Source organism: Chondrinema litorale, from assembly GCF_026250525.1.
Taxonomy (GTDB): domain Bacteria; phylum Bacteroidota; class Bacteroidia; order Cytophagales; family Flammeovirgaceae; genus Chondrinema; species Chondrinema litorale.
Map to the genome: position 1 here is coordinate 3,853,031 of NZ_CP111043.1, position 17,738 is coordinate 3,870,768.

The 17,738-nt window shown below is 35.7% G+C and carries 15 protein-coding genes; 11 read left to right on the forward strand and 4 right to left on the reverse strand.

Annotated features, from left to right (window positions below):
* Positions 1-106: 106 nt before the first annotated feature.
* The 6 genes from trpA (at position 107) to OQ292_RS15960 (ending at position 5,252) form a co-directional block, all read left to right on the forward strand.
* The gene (gene trpA, locus OQ292_RS15935) at positions 107-880 is read left to right on the forward strand and encodes a tryptophan synthase subunit alpha (protein WP_284683133.1); all 774 of its coding nucleotides are present in this window, start codon (positions 107-109) and stop codon (positions 878-880) included.
* A gap of 194 nt (positions 881-1,074) precedes the next feature.
* On the forward strand, positions 1,075-2,442 hold the full coding sequence (locus OQ292_RS15940; protein WP_284683134.1) for a DUF805 domain-containing protein: 1,368 nt from the start codon (positions 1,075-1,077) through the stop codon (positions 2,440-2,442).
* Positions 2,443-2,491: 49 nt separating this feature from the next.
* Positions 2,492-2,950: a DMT family transporter gene (locus tag OQ292_RS15945; protein WP_284683135.1), complete on the forward strand. Its 459-nt coding sequence runs from the start codon at positions 2,492-2,494 to the stop codon at positions 2,948-2,950.
* A gap of 5 nt (positions 2,951-2,955) precedes the next feature.
* Complete coding sequence (locus tag OQ292_RS15950) at positions 2,956-3,525, forward strand: Crp/Fnr family transcriptional regulator (RefSeq protein ID WP_284683136.1); 570 nt, start codon at positions 2,956-2,958, stop codon at positions 3,523-3,525.
* Between the two features lie 100 nt (positions 3,526-3,625).
* Complete coding sequence (locus tag OQ292_RS15955; protein ID WP_284683137.1) at positions 3,626-4,264, forward strand: LysE family translocator; 639 nt, start codon at positions 3,626-3,628, stop codon at positions 4,262-4,264.
* 172 nt (positions 4,265-4,436) lie between these two features.
* Positions 4,437-5,252, forward strand: coding sequence for an XRE family transcriptional regulator (locus OQ292_RS15960; protein ID WP_284683138.1), 816 nt, complete (start codon positions 4,437-4,439; stop codon positions 5,250-5,252).
* A gap of 381 nt (positions 5,253-5,633) precedes the next feature.
* Here OQ292_RS15960 and OQ292_RS15965 read toward each other — a convergent pair whose 3' ends face one another.
* Genes OQ292_RS15965 through OQ292_RS15980 form a run of 4 tightly spaced genes read right to left on the reverse strand, consistent with a single transcriptional unit; the run spans position 5,634 to position 10,328 of the window.
* A complete protein-coding gene (locus OQ292_RS15965) occupies positions 5,634-6,692 on the reverse strand; it encodes a response regulator (protein WP_284683139.1) in 1,059 nt (352 codons plus the stop codon).
* The gene (locus OQ292_RS15970) at positions 6,689-8,308 is read right to left on the reverse strand and encodes a sensor histidine kinase (protein WP_284683140.1); all 1,620 of its coding nucleotides are present in this window, start codon (positions 8,306-8,308) and stop codon (positions 6,689-6,691) included. Before OQ292_RS15970 ends, OQ292_RS15965 begins: the two co-directional genes overlap by 4 nt.
* 60 nt (positions 8,309-8,368) lie before the next feature.
* A complete protein-coding gene (locus OQ292_RS15975; RefSeq protein ID WP_284683141.1) occupies positions 8,369-8,821 on the reverse strand; it encodes a response regulator in 453 nt (150 codons plus the stop codon).
* Between the two features lie 22 nt (positions 8,822-8,843).
* The gene (locus tag OQ292_RS15980) at positions 8,844-10,328 is read right to left on the reverse strand and encodes a PAS domain-containing sensor histidine kinase (RefSeq protein ID WP_284683142.1); all 1,485 of its coding nucleotides are present in this window, start codon (positions 10,326-10,328) and stop codon (positions 8,844-8,846) included.
* Between the two features lie 507 nt (positions 10,329-10,835).
* On the opposite strand from OQ292_RS15980, the gene ispG reads away from it, so the two are divergent.
* The 5 genes from ispG to OQ292_RS16005 all read left to right on the forward strand — a co-directional run bounded on the left by ispG (position 10,836) and on the right by OQ292_RS16005 (position 17,630).
* A complete protein-coding gene (gene ispG / locus OQ292_RS15985) occupies positions 10,836-12,821 on the forward strand; it encodes a (E)-4-hydroxy-3-methylbut-2-enyl-diphosphate synthase (RefSeq protein WP_284683143.1) in 1,986 nt (661 codons plus the stop codon).
* Between the two features lie 24 nt (positions 12,822-12,845).
* Positions 12,846-13,817 carry an ornithine cyclodeaminase family protein gene (locus OQ292_RS15990; protein WP_284683144.1) on the forward strand — a complete coding sequence of 324 codons (972 nt, stop codon included), beginning with the start codon at positions 12,846-12,848 and terminating at the stop codon, positions 13,815-13,817.
* A gap of 254 nt (positions 13,818-14,071) precedes the next feature.
* On the forward strand, positions 14,072-14,818 hold the full coding sequence (locus OQ292_RS15995; protein WP_284683145.1) for a succinate dehydrogenase cytochrome b subunit: 747 nt from the start codon (positions 14,072-14,074) through the stop codon (positions 14,816-14,818).
* Between the two features lie 80 nt (positions 14,819-14,898).
* The gene (locus tag OQ292_RS16000) at positions 14,899-16,833 is read left to right on the forward strand and encodes a fumarate reductase/succinate dehydrogenase flavoprotein subunit (protein WP_284683146.1); all 1,935 of its coding nucleotides are present in this window, start codon (positions 14,899-14,901) and stop codon (positions 16,831-16,833) included.
* Positions 16,834-16,874: 41 nt separating this feature from the next.
* Positions 16,875-17,630 carry a succinate dehydrogenase/fumarate reductase iron-sulfur subunit gene (locus tag OQ292_RS16005; protein WP_284683147.1) on the forward strand — a complete coding sequence of 252 codons (756 nt, stop codon included), beginning with the start codon at positions 16,875-16,877 and terminating at the stop codon, positions 17,628-17,630.
* Positions 17,631-17,738 lie beyond the last annotated feature (108 nt).

The following is a 17,738-nucleotide window of genomic DNA, read 5'->3' on the forward strand; positions in this document are numbered from 1 at the left end:
ATACCTAAAGGATTGTATTGATGAAAAAAATCATACAATCCTTTTTTTATGTTTTGTTTTACTGCATTAAAATTTCAAATTTGCAGCAGCCAATAGTTAGATAAACATGAACCGGATAGACGAACTTTTCAAGAATAAGAAAAATATATTAAATATCTATTTTACAGCGGGTTTCCCAGAGTTGAAAGACACAGTTAAAATTCTGGAAGCACTGGAAAAAGCAGGAGCCGATTTAGTAGAAATAGGTATGCCTTATTCCGATCCGGTGGCAGATGGTCCCACCATTCAAGAAAGCAACCAAAAGGCTTTAGAAAATGGGATGACGATTGCTGAACTATTTAAGCAACTAGAAGGCATTCGTGAAAAAGTATCTCTTCCAATAGTTTTAATGGGTTACGTCAATCCAGTTTTACAATACGGTGCTGAGAAGTTTGTAAAGAAATGTGCCGAGATTGGAATTGATGGCACCATCTTACCAGATTTACCCGCTCCAGAGTTCCAAGAAGAACTCAAAGATGTTTATGAGCAAAATGGCCTTCGCAATATATTCTTAATTACTCCTCAAACCTCAGAAGAAAGAATTAGACAGATTGACGAGCTTTCTAAAGGCTTTGTTTATATGGTTTCTTCTAATAGCATTACCGGTGCAAAAAGCGGCTTAGCAGAAAAACAAGTAGCTTACTTTGAGAAAATCGAGAAGTTAAAGTTGAAAAACCCTAAGTTGATAGGTTTCGGAATCTCTAACAACGAAACTTTTTCAATTGCTTGTAAATATGCAGAAGGTGCTATTATTGGCAGTGCATTTATCAAATTGCTCAACCAGTCTAAAGATATCGAAAAAGATATTATCACTTTTGTAAAAGAAGTGAAAGGCTTATAATTTACTCTAATATATTAATTTCTCTTAAGCTATTTTTGCTTACTTTAATGCAAGAATAGACTTAGCCTTGTATGCAATTTTTCTTTTATTGCTATGATTATTCTTTGTGATTTGTGAAATTAAGTGCTTTAACAATTTTTTGATCTGGATTTCTGCATCTAGAATTTTTTTATGGCTAATCTTTACTAATCACAATGAGTTCGTTTCAGAAAGTTTTTGCTTGGCAGGGTACAATCAACAGAAAGCAATATTTGCTGTGGGGGATCATCCTCTTTGCGGTTAAATATAACCTCGACAGGTTGGTTGCTATTTCCTTTGGCAGACAATGGTTTTTTACAGATTACTTTATCAAACCTGATTATTATGCCATTACCGGAGTAGAAGATGATGACATGAAATTCTTTGGAATATTGCTCGTATTGTCACTTCCATTTATCTGGTTAGGTACTGTTTTCTGTGTGAAACGATTAAGAGATGTTGGTTTGCCAACTTGGTTGGTGATATTTTTCTTTATACCCATGCTTAACTTTCTGCTATTTCTTGTGTTAGCAGCTTTACCCACAGGAAATATCGCTATGGAAAATCCTGATAAGCAACCAAGCTTTCTAAACGCATTTATTCCTAATAATAAAATAGGCAGTGCATTAGTCTCAGTGGGTTTGGTTGCTTTTGCCAGTTTGTTGTTTACTATTTTTTCTGTGCAGCTTTTAGGGCAATATGGTTGGGGACTATTTGTAGGCGTGCCATTTTTTACAGGCTTTGCTTCCGTTTTGCTTTACAGCTATCACCAACCAAGAACATATAAAGACAGTATGATTGTTACAATTCTTTCTGTGGTGTTTTTTGGAGCTGCTATTCTACTAATTGCGTTAGAAGGTTTTTTATGTGTGATGATGGGAGCTCCGTTGTGCCTCATTTTAGCATGGTTAGGTGGTACAATCGCCTATTTTATTCAAGAAAGATCGAGGAATGTTTCTGTAAGTGCCATTTCTCCTATGTTTATCATTTTAATTTTTGTGGTGTTTGCTGAAAAATATGCTGCACATCAATCTCCTTTAATTGCCATAAAAACCAGTGTTTTGGTAAAAGCCAAACCACAAGCAGTGTGGGACAAATTGGTCGCTTTTAGTGAGATTGCACCACCAAAAGAATTACTCTTCCATACCGGCATTGCTTACCCAACACATGCCGCTATTGAAGGAATAGGAGAGGGAGCCATTAGGGAATGCCACTTTACAACCGGTGCATTTATAGAACCCATTACCGAATGGAAAGAACCAGAGTTATTGCGCTTTTCAGTATTACAACAACCGCCTCCATTGGTAGAGTGGTCTTTTTATAATGAAATGAATTTGCCGCATCTCGAAGGGTATTTCGGTTCAGAAAAAGGTCAGTTTCTGCTTACCAAAACAGAGGAAGGAACTATTCTGGAAGGAACAACTTGGTATAGACACAAAATCTGGCCAGCAAATTATTGGAAGTTATGGTCAGATTACATTTTGCATCAAATTCATTTTAGAGTACTCAATCACATAAAAAAAGAAGCTGAGGCTGATATTTAATCAGTATTATCAAATTTTAAATAACCATTAAACAAAGAAATTAACCGTAATGATGAAGTACGTTTTTATGTTCTTGCCAATTTTGGTAGGAATGGGTGTGGTATTACAAACAGGTGCTAATACGCAGTTAAAACAATATGTTGGCAGTCCTTTTTTGGCCGCTTTAGTCTCTTTTACTACAGGGACTTTATGTGTGTTAGTTGTCAATTTGTTTGTAGGTTCAGACTTTAAGCAATTGGGAGGAGCGCAAATACAGCAAACCAGTTGGTGGATGTGGATTGGAGGAGCTTTAGGTGCCATGTTTGTAACCTCTGCCATAGTAATTGCTCCTAAATTAGGGCCGACTCAATTCTTTGGTTTGGTAATAGCTTCTCAGTTGATTTTTTCGGTTGTGGTAGATCATTTCGGATGGATGGGCTTTAATGAGCAACCAGTTAATATGCAAAAAATAATAGGGATAGGATTGCTAGTTGTGGGTGGCTATCTCATTCAATCTGCCAGAAGTTAAAATAGATGGAACAATTAAGAAACTCAATAAACCGGTTTTATTCATTACCAGATAAAGACTGGGATATTTTCACTTCCATATGGAAGCCAGATACTATTGCAAAAAATGAAATTTTAACAAGAGTAGGCGAGGTAGAAAAGCATATGTATTTTGTAAACAAAGGTGTGTTAAGAGGCTTTTTTGTGCATCAAGATAGTGAGTTTACATTGGGTTTTTCTTATGATGGAGATTTTTCTGGTATTCCCGATTCTTTTATGAATCAAGTGCCATCTATGTATTTTCTCGAAACATTATCACCTTGTGAGGTTTTAAAAACAACATACGATAAACTACAACAGGCTTTTGATGCTTCACGCGAAGTGGAGCGATTAAGCAGGATTATGGCCGAAAAAATGCTTTATGGTTTTAGTTTGCGGCAAGTAGAATTACAATGTATGTCTGCCGAAGAAAGGTTTAAAGCTTTTTTACGGAGAAGTCCTCACCTGCTACAAATGATACCCCAGAAATATCTGGCCTCTTACCTCAATATGGCTCCAGAAACTTTTAGCCGACTTATTAGAAATGTGAGAATTTGATCATATTTGCAAATAAATCACTACTAATTGGTATTTGAATTTAAACCTTAATGGAACTCTGCGTGTCATCAAAGATGTTCGATTGTTTGTTTAAAGAAACATGATGGAAACAAATTTTCTGATTTACTTATCGCTAGGCATGTTGGCCAGTTTTGTTGGAACGATACCAGTAGGTCCGGTAAACATTTCGGTGGTAGTTACAACGCTAAACCGCAATGTACGATCAGGTATTATTTTTTCTGGCTCAGCAGCTATTGTTGAAATTCTTCAATCTTTTATAGCCTTGCAATTTGGTGTTTTGTTGAGTGAACTCATTTTCACAAACGATTCATTCAAAATATTTGTAAGCTTGGTGTTTTTGGCAATAGGACTTGTTTTTTTATTGAAAAAGCAAAAGGCTTTTATTGAGAACTCAGCAAAGAAAAGGCTGTCTCCTTGGCTAAGTGGTTTGGTGGTTGCGATACTCAATCCTCAGGCTTTACCTTTCTGGATTTTTGTATTGGGTTATTATCAATCAGAACATTTAATAGATATGCATCTGCTACAAGGTGCTCAACTCACTTGTGTATTTAGTTTTTTATTTGGTGTGTCTTTAGGCAAGTTTTCGGCACTCAGTTTATACAGTTATTTAAGTGCATATCTTTCTGAAAAACTAAAGAACCTGAGTTATTGGATGAATAAGATTTTAGGCATCGTTTTTATTCTACTTTCGCTTTCTCAAATCATCAAATTATTTTAAATTTGCCCACAATTCCTGCCTCAAAAAATGATTTGTTGTTTTTTATAAACAACAACATTTAATGTATTTATTTCCTACAAAAATTTGTAAAAAAAAAGAATAATTGCTAACATTGTAAACAATAGCTTGTTGTTTTAAACATGCTTTTGTTTAAATAATTAACTTTTGAGATATGTTTTTTGGAAAAAATCTCAGGTATTTACGCGAAACTAATGGGAAACCCAGCCAAGAAAAGCTGGGTAAGCAGTTAGGGCTTACTAGAAGTGCTATCAGTTCTTACGAGGACGGAAGAGCAGAACCAAAATTTGACACCCTTAATACAATTGCGAATCATTTCAACGTAACTGTAGACCAATTGTTAAATGTAGACCTGTCTAAACTGAGTGATGAAGTACTCAAGCAGAAAAAGAATCTGGATAAATACATCCAAGGTGAAAATCTGCGAGTATTAGCAATTACGACTGATAACAAACAAAATGAAAATATTGAATTCGTTCCTGTAAAAGCTTCTGCTGGTTATACTACTGGTTATGCAGATTCTGAATACATTAGCGAACTGCCTAAATACCATTTACCATTTTTGCCAAAAGGTAAAACTTATCGTGCTTTCGAAGTTAAGGGAGATTCTATGCTTCCACTTAAGCCTAGAAGTATTGTAATAGGTGAGTATGTAGAAGATTTTACTTCTATTAAAGATGGCATGGTTGGTATTGTAGTAGCCAGAAACTTATCTGAAGGTATTGTATTAAAGAAGATTTATAACCGTGTACCACAACATGGAGTATTTGTATTAAAATCTTCTAACCTAGCTTATCCATCTTACGAAATTGCTGCCGAGCACGTGATCGAAATATGGAAGTTTGCTGCTTATATAAGTAAAGAGTTTCCTGAGGAGACAAATTCTCTGGGTGATCTTAAAGAAGCTTTTTGGAGACTTGAAGATGAGTTAAGAGATATGAAAGATCATCAGCAAAATTCTCTCTTTTAAAATATAATTCCCCTTAAAAAAATAGTGCCTTCCCACTTTAACCGGGAAGGCATTATCTTGATCAATTATTTAAATTACGATTCAAAGTTCAGTGATTTTCCCCAAATCGCAAATCCCCCCACTTGTGGGTTTTTTCATGAATTTCCCCCTAGAGTACTCCCTAAAATATTAGAATAAAATAAATGCAAAAATACATAATAGCAATATAATATTTTGTTGCAATTGCAATTATCGGCATCAAAAATTGATATCTAAAATGAGTAGCTTTATCTCAGAGATAGGCGGTAAAAAGCTTATTTGCAATATCCCCTCAATTGGGGGATGTAAAAAAGAGGCTGCCTATTTTAAAAGCAGCCTCTTTGGTAAATTAGCTTCAGAAAATTAATGTCTTACCTTTACTAGGCCTTGTACATTTAGTATAATAATTTTCTTTCCTTTAATCTCAATTAGTTTTTCGTCTTTAAAATCAGAAAGTGTTCTGATAACAGACTCAATAGCAGTACCAACAATACCAGCTAGGTTTTCTCTAGTAATGCTAATACTTTCGTTAGGAGTGCCACTTTTTTCTTGCTTAGAATGCAGCATAAGTAACGCTTCTGCAACTCTTTGTCTAACCGAGCTGTAAGCCAGTGTTAATAACTGGTCTTCTTTTTCGAGTAAGTTGTTAGAAAGCATTTTAATAAATTTAGTAGAAACGTCTCTATTGTTATAGAGTAGTCTCATAAAATCGTCTTTAGGAATAATGCATATTTCGGCATCTTCTAGCACCATTGCAGAATCTTTATGGATAGAGCCTTCTAACAATGCCATATAACCGATAAAATCTCCTGTTTCGTGCAAGCCAGTAATATAGTCTTTACCGTCGCTGTTTGTTTTATATGTTTTTACTTTTCCTTGACTGATAAAGAATAAGGCATTTGCCATGTCTCCTTCAAGAAAAATATTGTTTTTAACTTTATAATGTCTAATCCTTCTGTCTTTCGATAAGCTTTTAAGTTCATCTAGTCCACTTGCTGCATCCATAAAGGCAGAGAGGCCGTCTGCATTTTTATCAAAATCTTGTTGAAAAAGCTCTCCTTTTTTTAGTCGCGTTTCAACGGCATCTAGCAGCTCGATATCATCAAAAGGTTTTGTAAGGTAATCGTCTGCACCCAAATTCATCCCTTTCCTAAAATCTTCTTTTTCAGATTTAGCTGTAAGAAACACAAAAGGAATTCTTGCAGTAGCTGCATTTTTACTTAAAATATGCAATACCCCATAGCCATCTAACTCGGGCATCATTATGTCACAAATAATTAGATCTGGTTTATGATGTTGTGCTAGAGTTACACCAACTTTTCCATTTTCTGCTGCTAGCACTTCGAAGTTAGCTAGTTCTAAAATTTCTTCTATGTTTTCTCTAACATCGTTGTTGTCTTCAATTATGAGGATTTTTTTCATGCTTTATTGTTAGTTTTTATAGTTATCCAAATAGTTGTGCCTACGTTTAGTTTACTTTTTATATCAATGGTACCACCTACAAGTTCAACATATTTTCTCACAATATTGAGCCCTAGACCAGTTCCCTGAATGTTTGTTGTGTTTTTAGCTCTAAAAAATCTTTCAAAAAGATGTACTTGTTCGTTCTCTGGAATCCCAATTCCATTGTCAATTACCTCTAAAGTGAAAGAATCTTCTTTAAAGATAAAATTTAGATAAACATCTTTGCCATTTGGTGAGTATTTTATTGCATTTGAAAGTAGATTATTAAGTACATTTTTTATGAGAGACTCATCAAGATATACCTCTCGAGGTTCTCCATCTACATTAAATTGTACGGTTTGTTCTTCTTTTGCCTGAAGCTGCATCTCTTCTGTTACAGCCCTTCCCAGTTTAACAACATCGAACATCACAGGCACATTTATAGTTTTGCCTTCTTCTAGCTTGCCAATTGTGAGAAAATCGTTGAGCAGCCTGTTAAGCTGGTTTACATTCGTTTTTATGCGTTCTACGTGTTTTTCTCTTTTTGGCTGCCCAGATTCGTCTTGGTATTTCGCAATAAGCGAAGATGAAGAAAGTATGGTACTTAGAGGAGTTTTAAACTCATGAGAAGCCATGGTTACAAAGCGCGATTTCAGCTCATTTAATTCTTTCTCTTTTTCGAGCGCTTTACGTACTTCTTCTTCAGCCTTTTTTCTATCAGTAATATTTTCTGCTACAACCAGTATTTGAGAAATATCTTCGTTGGCATCGGGGAGAGGGGCACAATGCAAAAAATAATGATTTTCTCTTACCTTCATTTCGAACGTAAGCATCTCTCCATTAAAAGTTCTGAGAAACTGCTCTTTTATGTATTCAGTAGTTTGAGTAGAGTCTTCACCAAAAAAAACAGTAAAAGGTTTACCGATTAGCTCTTCGCTCACCAAGTTGAGTTTTGTAAGCTCTTTTCCATCTATAAAAACATAATCGAGGCTTCGATTAAACACATTAATTGCACCATTAGGAAAGTTATGCGAAATTGTGCTGTAGAGGTATTGACTTTCTCTTAATGCTTCTTCTGCTAGTTTTCTAACTCTTATCTGGTCTTTAAGTTTTTTATTGGTTTTTTCTAAAGCTCCAACTGTTTCTTCTAAGGCAGAGGTTCTTTCTTCTACACGTTCTTCTAACTCAACATTTAGTTTTTGTATTTCTTTAATGTAATTGATGTGTTCAATACTGTAGCGGATTGAACGCTCAAGCTCGAATGCATTAAAAGACCCTTTTACAAGGTAGTCAAAAGCTCCAGCTTTCATGGCTCTTTCATCTGTTTCAATATCACCTTGGCCAGTTAATAAAATAAAAGGCCCATTTACACCCTCAACTACCGATTCTTCGATTATTTGTAAGCCATCTTTTGCTCCTAGTCGATAATCTACCAAATAAACATCGTGTGCATTTTTTAAAATCTCAGATTTTGCTTCCTGATAGTTATCAATCCAGTCTATAATATATTCTCTGATTTTTATTTCTTCAATAATTTCCCTAGTGATGATGTAATCGTCTTCATCATCATCTATCAGCAGGATTCGGGTTGCCATTAAAAAAGTTTGTTCAAATTTTTAAAAAAGCACCTTAGTAATAGATAAAGGTGCTATTAATTATATTTTTGGAAGCTCAACAATTTCGAACCAGTACTTGCCGAGTGTTTTCATAATATCTACAAGTCCTTCGAATGTTACTGGTTTAGTTATAAAAGAGTTGATTCCTAAGTTGTAAGTTTTGAGAATATCTTCCTCTGCTCTTGAGGTTGTAAGAACAACAATTGGGATAGGCTTTAGCTTGGGTACATCTTTAATTTCTTTAATAGCTTCTCTGCCGTCTTTGCGGGGCATGTTTAGGTCAAGTAATATTAATCCAGGGTTTGGATATTGTTTTTCATCTTCATACTTGCCTCTGTTTAATAGATAATCCATTAGTTCTTCACCATCTTCGACAAAATGTAAGTCGTTTGCAAGCCGACTCTCTTCAAATGCATCTTGTGCGAGCATTCTGTCTTCAGGGTCGTCATCGGCATATAAAATCACGATTGGTTTTGCGTTATCCTTCTCCATCTTAAAATTTACATTTATAACGTTAATTTTTTGCTAATTTCACAATGAAAGTAGAGCCTGTGCCTAATTGGCTCTTAGCAGTAATATCACCATTATGTCTTTGGGCAATTTTTTTGCAAATAGATAGCCCAATACCAGAACCGGGATATTTTTTACCTTCCAGTCTTTGGAAGATATTAAATATCTTGTCTAGATATTTTTCGTCAAAACCGATTCCGTTGTCTTTAAAAGATATGATATAATGATTCGTCTGTTCTTCAGTATAAATTTTTATAATAGGGTTTTCATCTTCTTTTCTAAATTTAATTGCATTAGAAATAAGATTTTGAAACAACTGTCTTAACTGTGTTTCATCTCCCATAATAGTTGGTAATGAGTCAGACTCGATAGTAGCATTGTTTTTTTCAATAGTAATTTCAAGATCGCCTAGAACATCTTCTAGTAATATATTTAGATCGATTTCCTTAAAAGGAAGTCCTTTGGTAGTTACTCGAGAATAGGTTAACAAGTCTTGAATGAGCGTTTGCATTCTTTCTGCCGATTTTAGCATTCTGCTCATATAATCTTGCCCTTTTTCAGAAATTGTTTCGGCTTCTAGTTTTGCTAGTCTATCGCCAAAAGTTCTTATTTTTCTAAGAGGTTCTTGTAAATCGTGAGAAGCTACATAGGCAAAGTCTTCTAACTCTCTGTTGCTTCTTTCTAAGTCAGATGCATATCTTTTTAGCTTAGCTCTGCTGCTTTTTAGAGCCAATTCAGCAATTTTTCTTTTGGTAATATCTTCGGCAAAGATGATTAAACCACCAATCTCACCTGAGTCGTTTTTCCAAGGATGAACCTCCCAGCGGAGCCATTCCTGTGAGCCATCGTGATTGATAATCAAGTCATTCTCATTTCTTATAATTTCACCCTTTAATCCCTTTTCGTACATGGCTATCCACTTCTCCTGATGGTTTGGAAAAACCTCATTGTGTTTTTTTCCTACCATATCTTCATGCTTCTCGCATTCAAATTCACGTAACCAGTTTTCGCTTAATAAAAGGTATTTGAGGTTAATGTCTGTCATGGCGACAGAAACAGGAGTGTTTTTTACGAAATAGCGCATGCGCTCTTCGCTTTTGATAAGTTTCTGCTCGGTGAGTTTTCTTTCTGTAATATTGATGATAAACGCTATTGCTAACAGTTTGCCTTCGTATTTGTGGTAGCTTAAACTCACTTCGACAGGAAACTCCGAGCCATCCTTTCGTAAGGCGTATAAGTCCAAGTCTTTGCCCATTGCTCTTTGCTTAGGGGCATGGAAATAGTGATCGCGATACTCTATGTGTTTCGTTTCGTATCTGGATGGAATGAGTGCTTCTAATTTAAGACCAACTAATTCACCCTCTCCATAACCGAATGTTTTTGCTGCAGATGGGTTTGCTGCTACAATTTGTGCTTTATCATTAACTAGTATGATAGATTCGGCTGAAGAATTAAAAATGCCTAAAAATACTTCAGGATTATTAAACATAGAGGTCTTTAACTTTTTTTGTAAATTAACATAAATTTTCCCTTAAAAGATAATGTCTTCATATTAATTTACCTGTAGTAACATTCAAAAAATAAAAATTCGTAAATACCTTCAAAAATAGATTTTTTAGCTTAGCCTTATTTTAAGTTTAAAAAATAGAAATTTAAAATTTGAGACGGCTAAAAGATTTTTAGAGCAAGTACATGGGTGAGATTTACTTCTAACTTATTTTATTTAAAGTTAAAATTCTATGAATAAAATAAATTATGCTAAGTCTTTTATAAAGTCTGCTATAACTTTGTGCTTCAAAACTGTGTTTAGCATCTGTTAATATTGTGTGTTTTACATTATAGCTTGAAATGCTAACTTTGTTTACTTCTACTAGATAATTTTTATCTTCTTGTAAAAGTGATTTTAAATGAAGAATAAGAAGTTAAAACTGCTAAATAATAATACCAAAGGTGTTTAGGCAGGTGCCAATTAAACTTTAAAAACTAATACAGTAGCATGAACTCTCAAACTCTGAATGATATATATAAATATTGCGAAAGCCTTAGTGCTTACAAAAGAAGAGAAACTGTTGAAGTAAAAATAGGAGATATACCTATGGGCAGTATGCATCCGATTAGGGTGCAATCTATGACTACTGTAGATACAATGGATACCATTGGTTCTGTTGAGCAAACCATAAGAATGGTAGAGGCGGGTTGCGAATATGTGAGAATAACAGCGCCAAGTATAAAGGAGGCTAAAAATCTAGAGAATATAAAGCAAGAGCTTAGAAAGAGAGGTTATACTGTTCCTTTAATTGCAGATATACATTTTACCCCCAATGCTGCTGAAATGGCTGCGAGAATTATAGAAAAAGTAAGGGTAAACCCGGGTAACTATGCAGATAAAAAACGCTTTGAGCATATAGAATATACAGACTCTACATATAATGAAGAGCTAGACAGAATAAGAGAAAGGTTTACTCCTTTGGTTGAGCTCTGTAAAGAATATGGTACTGCTATGCGTATTGGCACAAATCATGGTTCCCTTTCAGATAGAATTATGAGTCGCTATGGAGATACACCTCTTGGTATGGTAGAGTCGGCTTTAGAGTTTTTAAGAATCTGTGAAGACCTAAATTACTATAATATTGCCATTTCGATGAAGTCTAGCAATCCACAGGTGATGGTGCAAGCTTATCGCTTGTTGGTGAATAAACTAGATGAGGAAGGTTTAAAGCCTTACCCTTTGCATTTAGGTGTAACAGAAGCTGGTGATGGTGAAGATGGCAGAATAAAATCAGCAGTAGGTATCGGAACCTTGCTTGAAGATGGATTAGGTGATACAGTACGAGTTTCGTTAACAGAAGAGCCAGAAGCGGAAGCCCCAGTAGCTGCTTCGCTTATCAATCGCTATACACACAGAGCAGAAAAAGCAAAAACAATTTTACCTCTTACAAAAGCTCCTAAAAATCCATTTGATTATGAAAAAAGAGAGAGTACAGAGGTGCAAAATATAGGAGGTACTAATGTGCCAAGAGTTGTAGCAGATTTAAGCCATTTAGCAGAAATTGATGTAAAAGACCTAAAAAGTGTAGGGCAGTTTTATTTGCCAGAACTTGATAAATGGTCGATGAATGACCAAGGTTGCGATTTTATCTATACTGGTAAAAACAAGTTAGGCTTTATGTTGCCTAATGGAGTAAAAGAAATAGTAGATGCAGACATTTGGCAGTCAGTAGACGACCAAGCGAATATTTTACCTTTGTTTACAGCAGCTGAATTAGCCGATGTGAACCATGGTATTTGTTTGGCGCATCCAAATCTTAACTTCGTTTTGATTAAAGCCAGTGAATTAAATGGTGAAATATTAGCACAAGTAAAAGAATTGCAAAATGCTGTTATCGTATTAGAGACTGATAATGAGCATGCAATGCCAGAAATGCGCAGAGCCTTTTATGAATTATACCATAATAATATAAGTATTCCTGTAATCATAAGAAGAGCATTTGATAATGTATCTGATGATGAATTTCAACTATATGCGGCGACAGATGCAGGAGCACTATTTGTAGATGGTTTTGGTGATGGTGTAATGTTGAGGTATGCTTCAGATGCTGATAAAGAAACACTTTTAAATCAGGTGAAAATAAGTAACAGTACTGCTTTTGGTATTTTGCAAGCTACAAGAACACGCATGACCAAAACAGAATATATTTCTTGTCCTTCTTGTGGTAGAACCCTCTTCGACTTACAAGAAACTACAGCCATGATAAGAAAGCGTACCGACCACTTAAAAGGAGTAAAAATTGGTATTATGGGCTGTATTGTAAATGGACCGGGAGAAATGGCAGATGCAGATTACGGCTATGTAGGTTCTGGTAAAGGTAAGATTACATTATACAGAAGCAAAGAAGTGGTAAAGCGCAATGTGCCATCTGTTAATGCAGTAGACGAACTTATAGAGCTAATTAAAGAAGACGGTAACTGGATTGATGTTTAATCCAATTGATATTTAATTGAACATATGCTACTTCTCTCAAAAAAAGACATTCAAGCTTGTATCGATATGAAACAGGCAATTGCATTAATGAAAGATGCTTTTGCCGAGCTTTCAACAGGAGAGGGGAAAGTACCAGTAAGGCATGTGTTAAACAACAAATCTACCGAAACTACAGCTTTATTTATGCCTGCTTCTATGCCAGAAAATAAGAGTCTGGGCTTAAAAGTGGTAGGCATGAATCCACAGAATATCGATAAAAACCTTCCTTTTATTAATGCAGTAATTCTGCTATTAGATACAGAAACTGGTGAAACACTGGCTTTAATGGAAGCCAGTTGGATTACTGCTTTGCGAACTGGAGCGGGCTCTGGTTTGGCTACAGATTATCTGGCTAGAAAAGATGCAGAAACAGTAGCAATTTTTGGAGCAGGTGTACAAGCCAGAACTCAGTTAGAAGCAGTTTGTGCAGTAAGAAATATTGCTAAAGCAAAGGTGATTAATAGAACCCCTCAAAAGGCAAAGGCTTTTGCAGATGAAATGGCAGAAAAGCTAAAAATTAAAGTTGAGCCGGGAAATGTTGATGATTTAAAAGATGCTGATATCATTTGTACGGCTACTACAGCTTACGAACCTTTGTTTCAACATCATCAATTAAAAGCAGGTGTACATATTAATGCAGTAGGTGCATATTCTCCTAAAATGTCTGAAATACCGGTAGAAACTATTACAGCTTCTAAATTAGTAATCGATCGAAAAGATGCTTGCTTACACGAAGCTGGAGATATTGTAAAAACTATTCAAGCAGGTTTAATAACAGAAGATGACTTAAACTGTGAGTTAGGAGAAATTGCAGCAGGAAAAAAAGCTGGCAGAGTAAACGATCAAGAAATTACAGTTTTTAAGTCGGTTGGCAGTGCTGCTCAAGATTTGGTAGTTGCCAGATACATTTATAAAAAAGCATTAATGCTCAATCTAGGAACAGCCTTCATGTTCTAAAAATTCATCTTTTTGCTTTCCTTTTCATGACAATTGTCATATAAAATCCCACTTTTAGATTAGCTCATAAATCATCTTATTTAGAATTTTTCTTAATAAGAAATGCCCTTCGTTAACCTTTGTTTAGTAAGCACTTGGGAGCTAAATTTGGTCGCATTTAAAGCGATTAGATGCGTCAGATCGAGAATCTGATATAAAATTTTCAGTAATTGTTTTACAGTTATTCATTCAAGTTACAGAAATATACTTAATACATGAGTTGGTTTACTAAATCTTTATCAAGTTCGCTGGGGCGAAAATTGATTATGTCCTTAACCGGTTTGTTTCTTATCACATTCTTAGTTGTACATATGATAGGAAACATGCAGCTATTAAAACTAGATGGCGGAGAAGCTTTCAACGTATACGCTAAATTTATGACTACAAATCCGTTGATTAAAACCACTTCTTACCTTCTGTATGCCGGTATTATCATTCACATTATTTATTCTATTATTCTAACACGTCTTAACCGTAGTGCACGACCAGTAAATTATGCTTACGAAAAAGCTTCAACCAACAGTAGTTGGGCTTCTAGAAACATGGGTTTATTAGGTTCAGTTATTTTAGTGTTTTTGGTTATCCACATGCGTTCTTTCTGGTTCGAAATGAAGTTTGGTGGTAGTATGCCGATGGTTGATTACGATGGTGTTGAATACAAAAATCTTTATGCTTTGGTGGTAGCAGCATTTTCACAATGGTGGTATACACTCATATATGTTGTAAGTATGGTGTTTTTAGGTTATCACCTGTCTCATGGTTTTGCTAGCGCATTCCAGACATTAGGCTTGAATCACGTTAAATACAATTCTTTTATTAAAAAATTCGGGATTGCCTTTGCAGTAATAATTCCTTTATTATTTGCGATTCAGCCAATTGTAATTTTTATCTGGAGTCAATCAGGTAAAATCGATGTCAGTGTTTACGAACAGATGATACAAATGGCTCAGCTTGGTCAATAATTTTATAAATTGATCAAACCAAAATAATAGACATCAGGTAATCATTAAGAATTCATTTTAAGACATATATCTTTCACATTATGAAATTAGAAGGAAATATCCCTGAAGGCCCATTGGCTGAAAAGTGGACCAAACATAAATTTAATATGAAGCTGGTTAACCCAGCTAATAAAAGAAAATATGAAGTGATAGTTGTAGGTACTGGTTTGGCTGGAGCAGCAGCAGCGGCTTCTATGGCAGAACTCGGCTACAACGTAAAAGCATTTTGTTTTCAAGATAGTCCAAGAAGGGCACACAGTATTGCTGCACAGGGTGGTATCAATGCTGCAAAAAACTATCAAAACGATGGTGATAGTATTTTTAGATTATTCTACGATACAATTAAAGGTGGTGACTACCGCTCAAGAGAGGCGAATGTTTACAGACTTTCTGAGGTGAGTGTAGACATTATCGACCAAGCGGTTGCTCAAGGTGTACCTTTTGCAAGAGACTACGGAGGGTTATTATCTAACCGTTCATTTGGTGGTGCTCAGGTATCGCGTACCTTCTACGCTAGAGGCCAAACAGGACAGCAGTTATTGTTAGGTGCATACAGTGCACTTTCAAGACAAATTGCTTCTGGTAAAGTTAAAATGTACCCAAGAACAGAGATGTTGGATGTTGTGCTTATAGATGGCAAAGCTCAGGGTATTGTAACAAGAAACTTAATTACTGGTGAAATAGAATCTCATTCTGCAAATGCTGTATTGCTTTGTACTGGTGGATACGGAAACGTATTCTATCTATCAACAAACGCAATGGGTAGTAATGGTTCTGCAGCTTGGAGAGCACATAGAAAAGGCGCCCTTTTCGCTAACCCATGTTTCACTCAGATTCACCCAACTTGTATTCCGGTACACGGTGAGTATCAGTCTAAGTTGACATTGATGTCTGAGTCTTTGAGAAACGATGGTAGAGTTTGGGTTCCAAAAACAATTGAAGATGCAAAAGCACTGCAAAGTGGTAAGAAAAAGGCATCTGATATTGCAGAAGATGATAGAGACTACTATTTGGAAAGAAAATATCCTTCTTTTGGTAACCTTGTACCAAGAGACGTTGCTTCAAGAAATGCTAAATATGTATGTGACGAAGGTCGTGGTGTTGGTTCTACTGGTTTGGCTGTATATCTTGATTTCCGCGATGCAATCAAAAGAGATGGTGAGTCTACCATTAGTGCTAAGTATGGTAACCTGTTCGATATGTATCAGCAGATTACAGATGAGAATCCATACAAAGAGCCTATGATGATTTATCCGGCAGTTCACTATACAATGGGTGGTTTATGGGTAGATTATCACTTAATGACGAATGTTGAAGGTCTATTTGCGCTTGGCGAGGCTAACTTCTCAGACCACGGAGCAAACAGATTAGGTGCTAGTGCACTTATGCAAGGCTTAGCTGATGGATACTTTGTAATTCCTTACACTATCGGTAACTATCTAGCAAGAGTACCTTATGCTGTACCTTCTACAGATCATCCAGAATTTAAAAAGGCCGAGACAGAAGCTAAAGAGCGTATCAATAAATTGTTGAGCATCAATGGAGATAAAACTGTTGATGAGTTCCACAGAGAGTTAGGTAAAATTATGTGGGAATACTGTGGAATGTCTAGAACTGCAGATGGTTTAAAGAGTGCGAAGAAAATGGTTCAAGAATTAAGAGCTGAATTCTGGAAAAACCTTAAAACGATTGGTACCAATGATGAACTCAATCTTACACTAGAGAAAGCAATTAGAGTTGCCGACTTTATGGAATTGGGTGAGTTGATGATTGATGATGCATTGACTAGAGAAGAATCTTGTGGTGGTCACTTTAGAGAAGAATTTCAGACTCCAGAAGGTGAAGCACTCAGAAATGATGAAGACTTCTCCTATGTTGCAGCTTGGGAATACACAGGTGAAAACATGCCGTGGAATTTGCACAAAGAAGAATTGATCTTCGAAAATGTGAAGCTTACACAAAGGAGCTACAAATAATACATCAATCACTTTTGATAAAAGAATAAATTTATTACAGCATGAATCTTACTTTAAAAATATGGAGGCAACAAGATGATAAGACCTCTGGTAAAATCACAGAATATAAAGTGAATGACATCAGCCCTGAAATGTCTTTTCTGGAAATGCTGGATGTACTTAACGAAGATTTGTTGAAGAAAGGAGAAGACCCTGTTGCTTTTGATCACGATTGTAGAGAGGGTATTTGCGGAATGTGTAGCTTGTTTATTAATGGAAAGCCTCACGGACCAAGCCAAACAACTACTTGCCAGTTACACATGCGTTCTTTTAAAGATGGTGATACTATCTTTATTGAGCCATGGAGATCTCAGGCATTCCCTGTAATTAAAGATTTGTGTGTAGATAGAGGTGCTTTCGACAGAATTATTCAAGCAGGTGGATATATCTCAGTAAACACAGGTAATGCACCTGATGCTAACGAGATGCCAATTCCTAAAGACATCGCTGATGTAGCATTTGATGCCGCAACTTGTATTGGTTGTGGTGCTTGTGTTGCTGCTTGTAAAAATGCTTCAGCAATGTTATTTGTTTCTGCAAAAGTTTCTCAATTGGCTATGTTACCACAAGGTGCTCTTGAGAGACAAAAAAGGGTAGAGGCAATGGTTGCTCAAATGGACGAAGAAGGTTTTGGTGCTTGTACTAACACGGGTGCTTGTGCTGCTGAATGCCCTAAGGGAATTTCTTTAACTAACATTGCAAAAATGAACAGAGAGTACTTTAGTGCTAAAGTAAGCTCTGACAATGTAGATATTTAATTTAATAAGCTACTTAATATGTTGAAGAGGTTGCTGATTAGCAACCTCTTTTTTTATGCATAAAATATAAAAACTAAAAAAGCCTGTCTGAAACAGACAGGCTCGGTT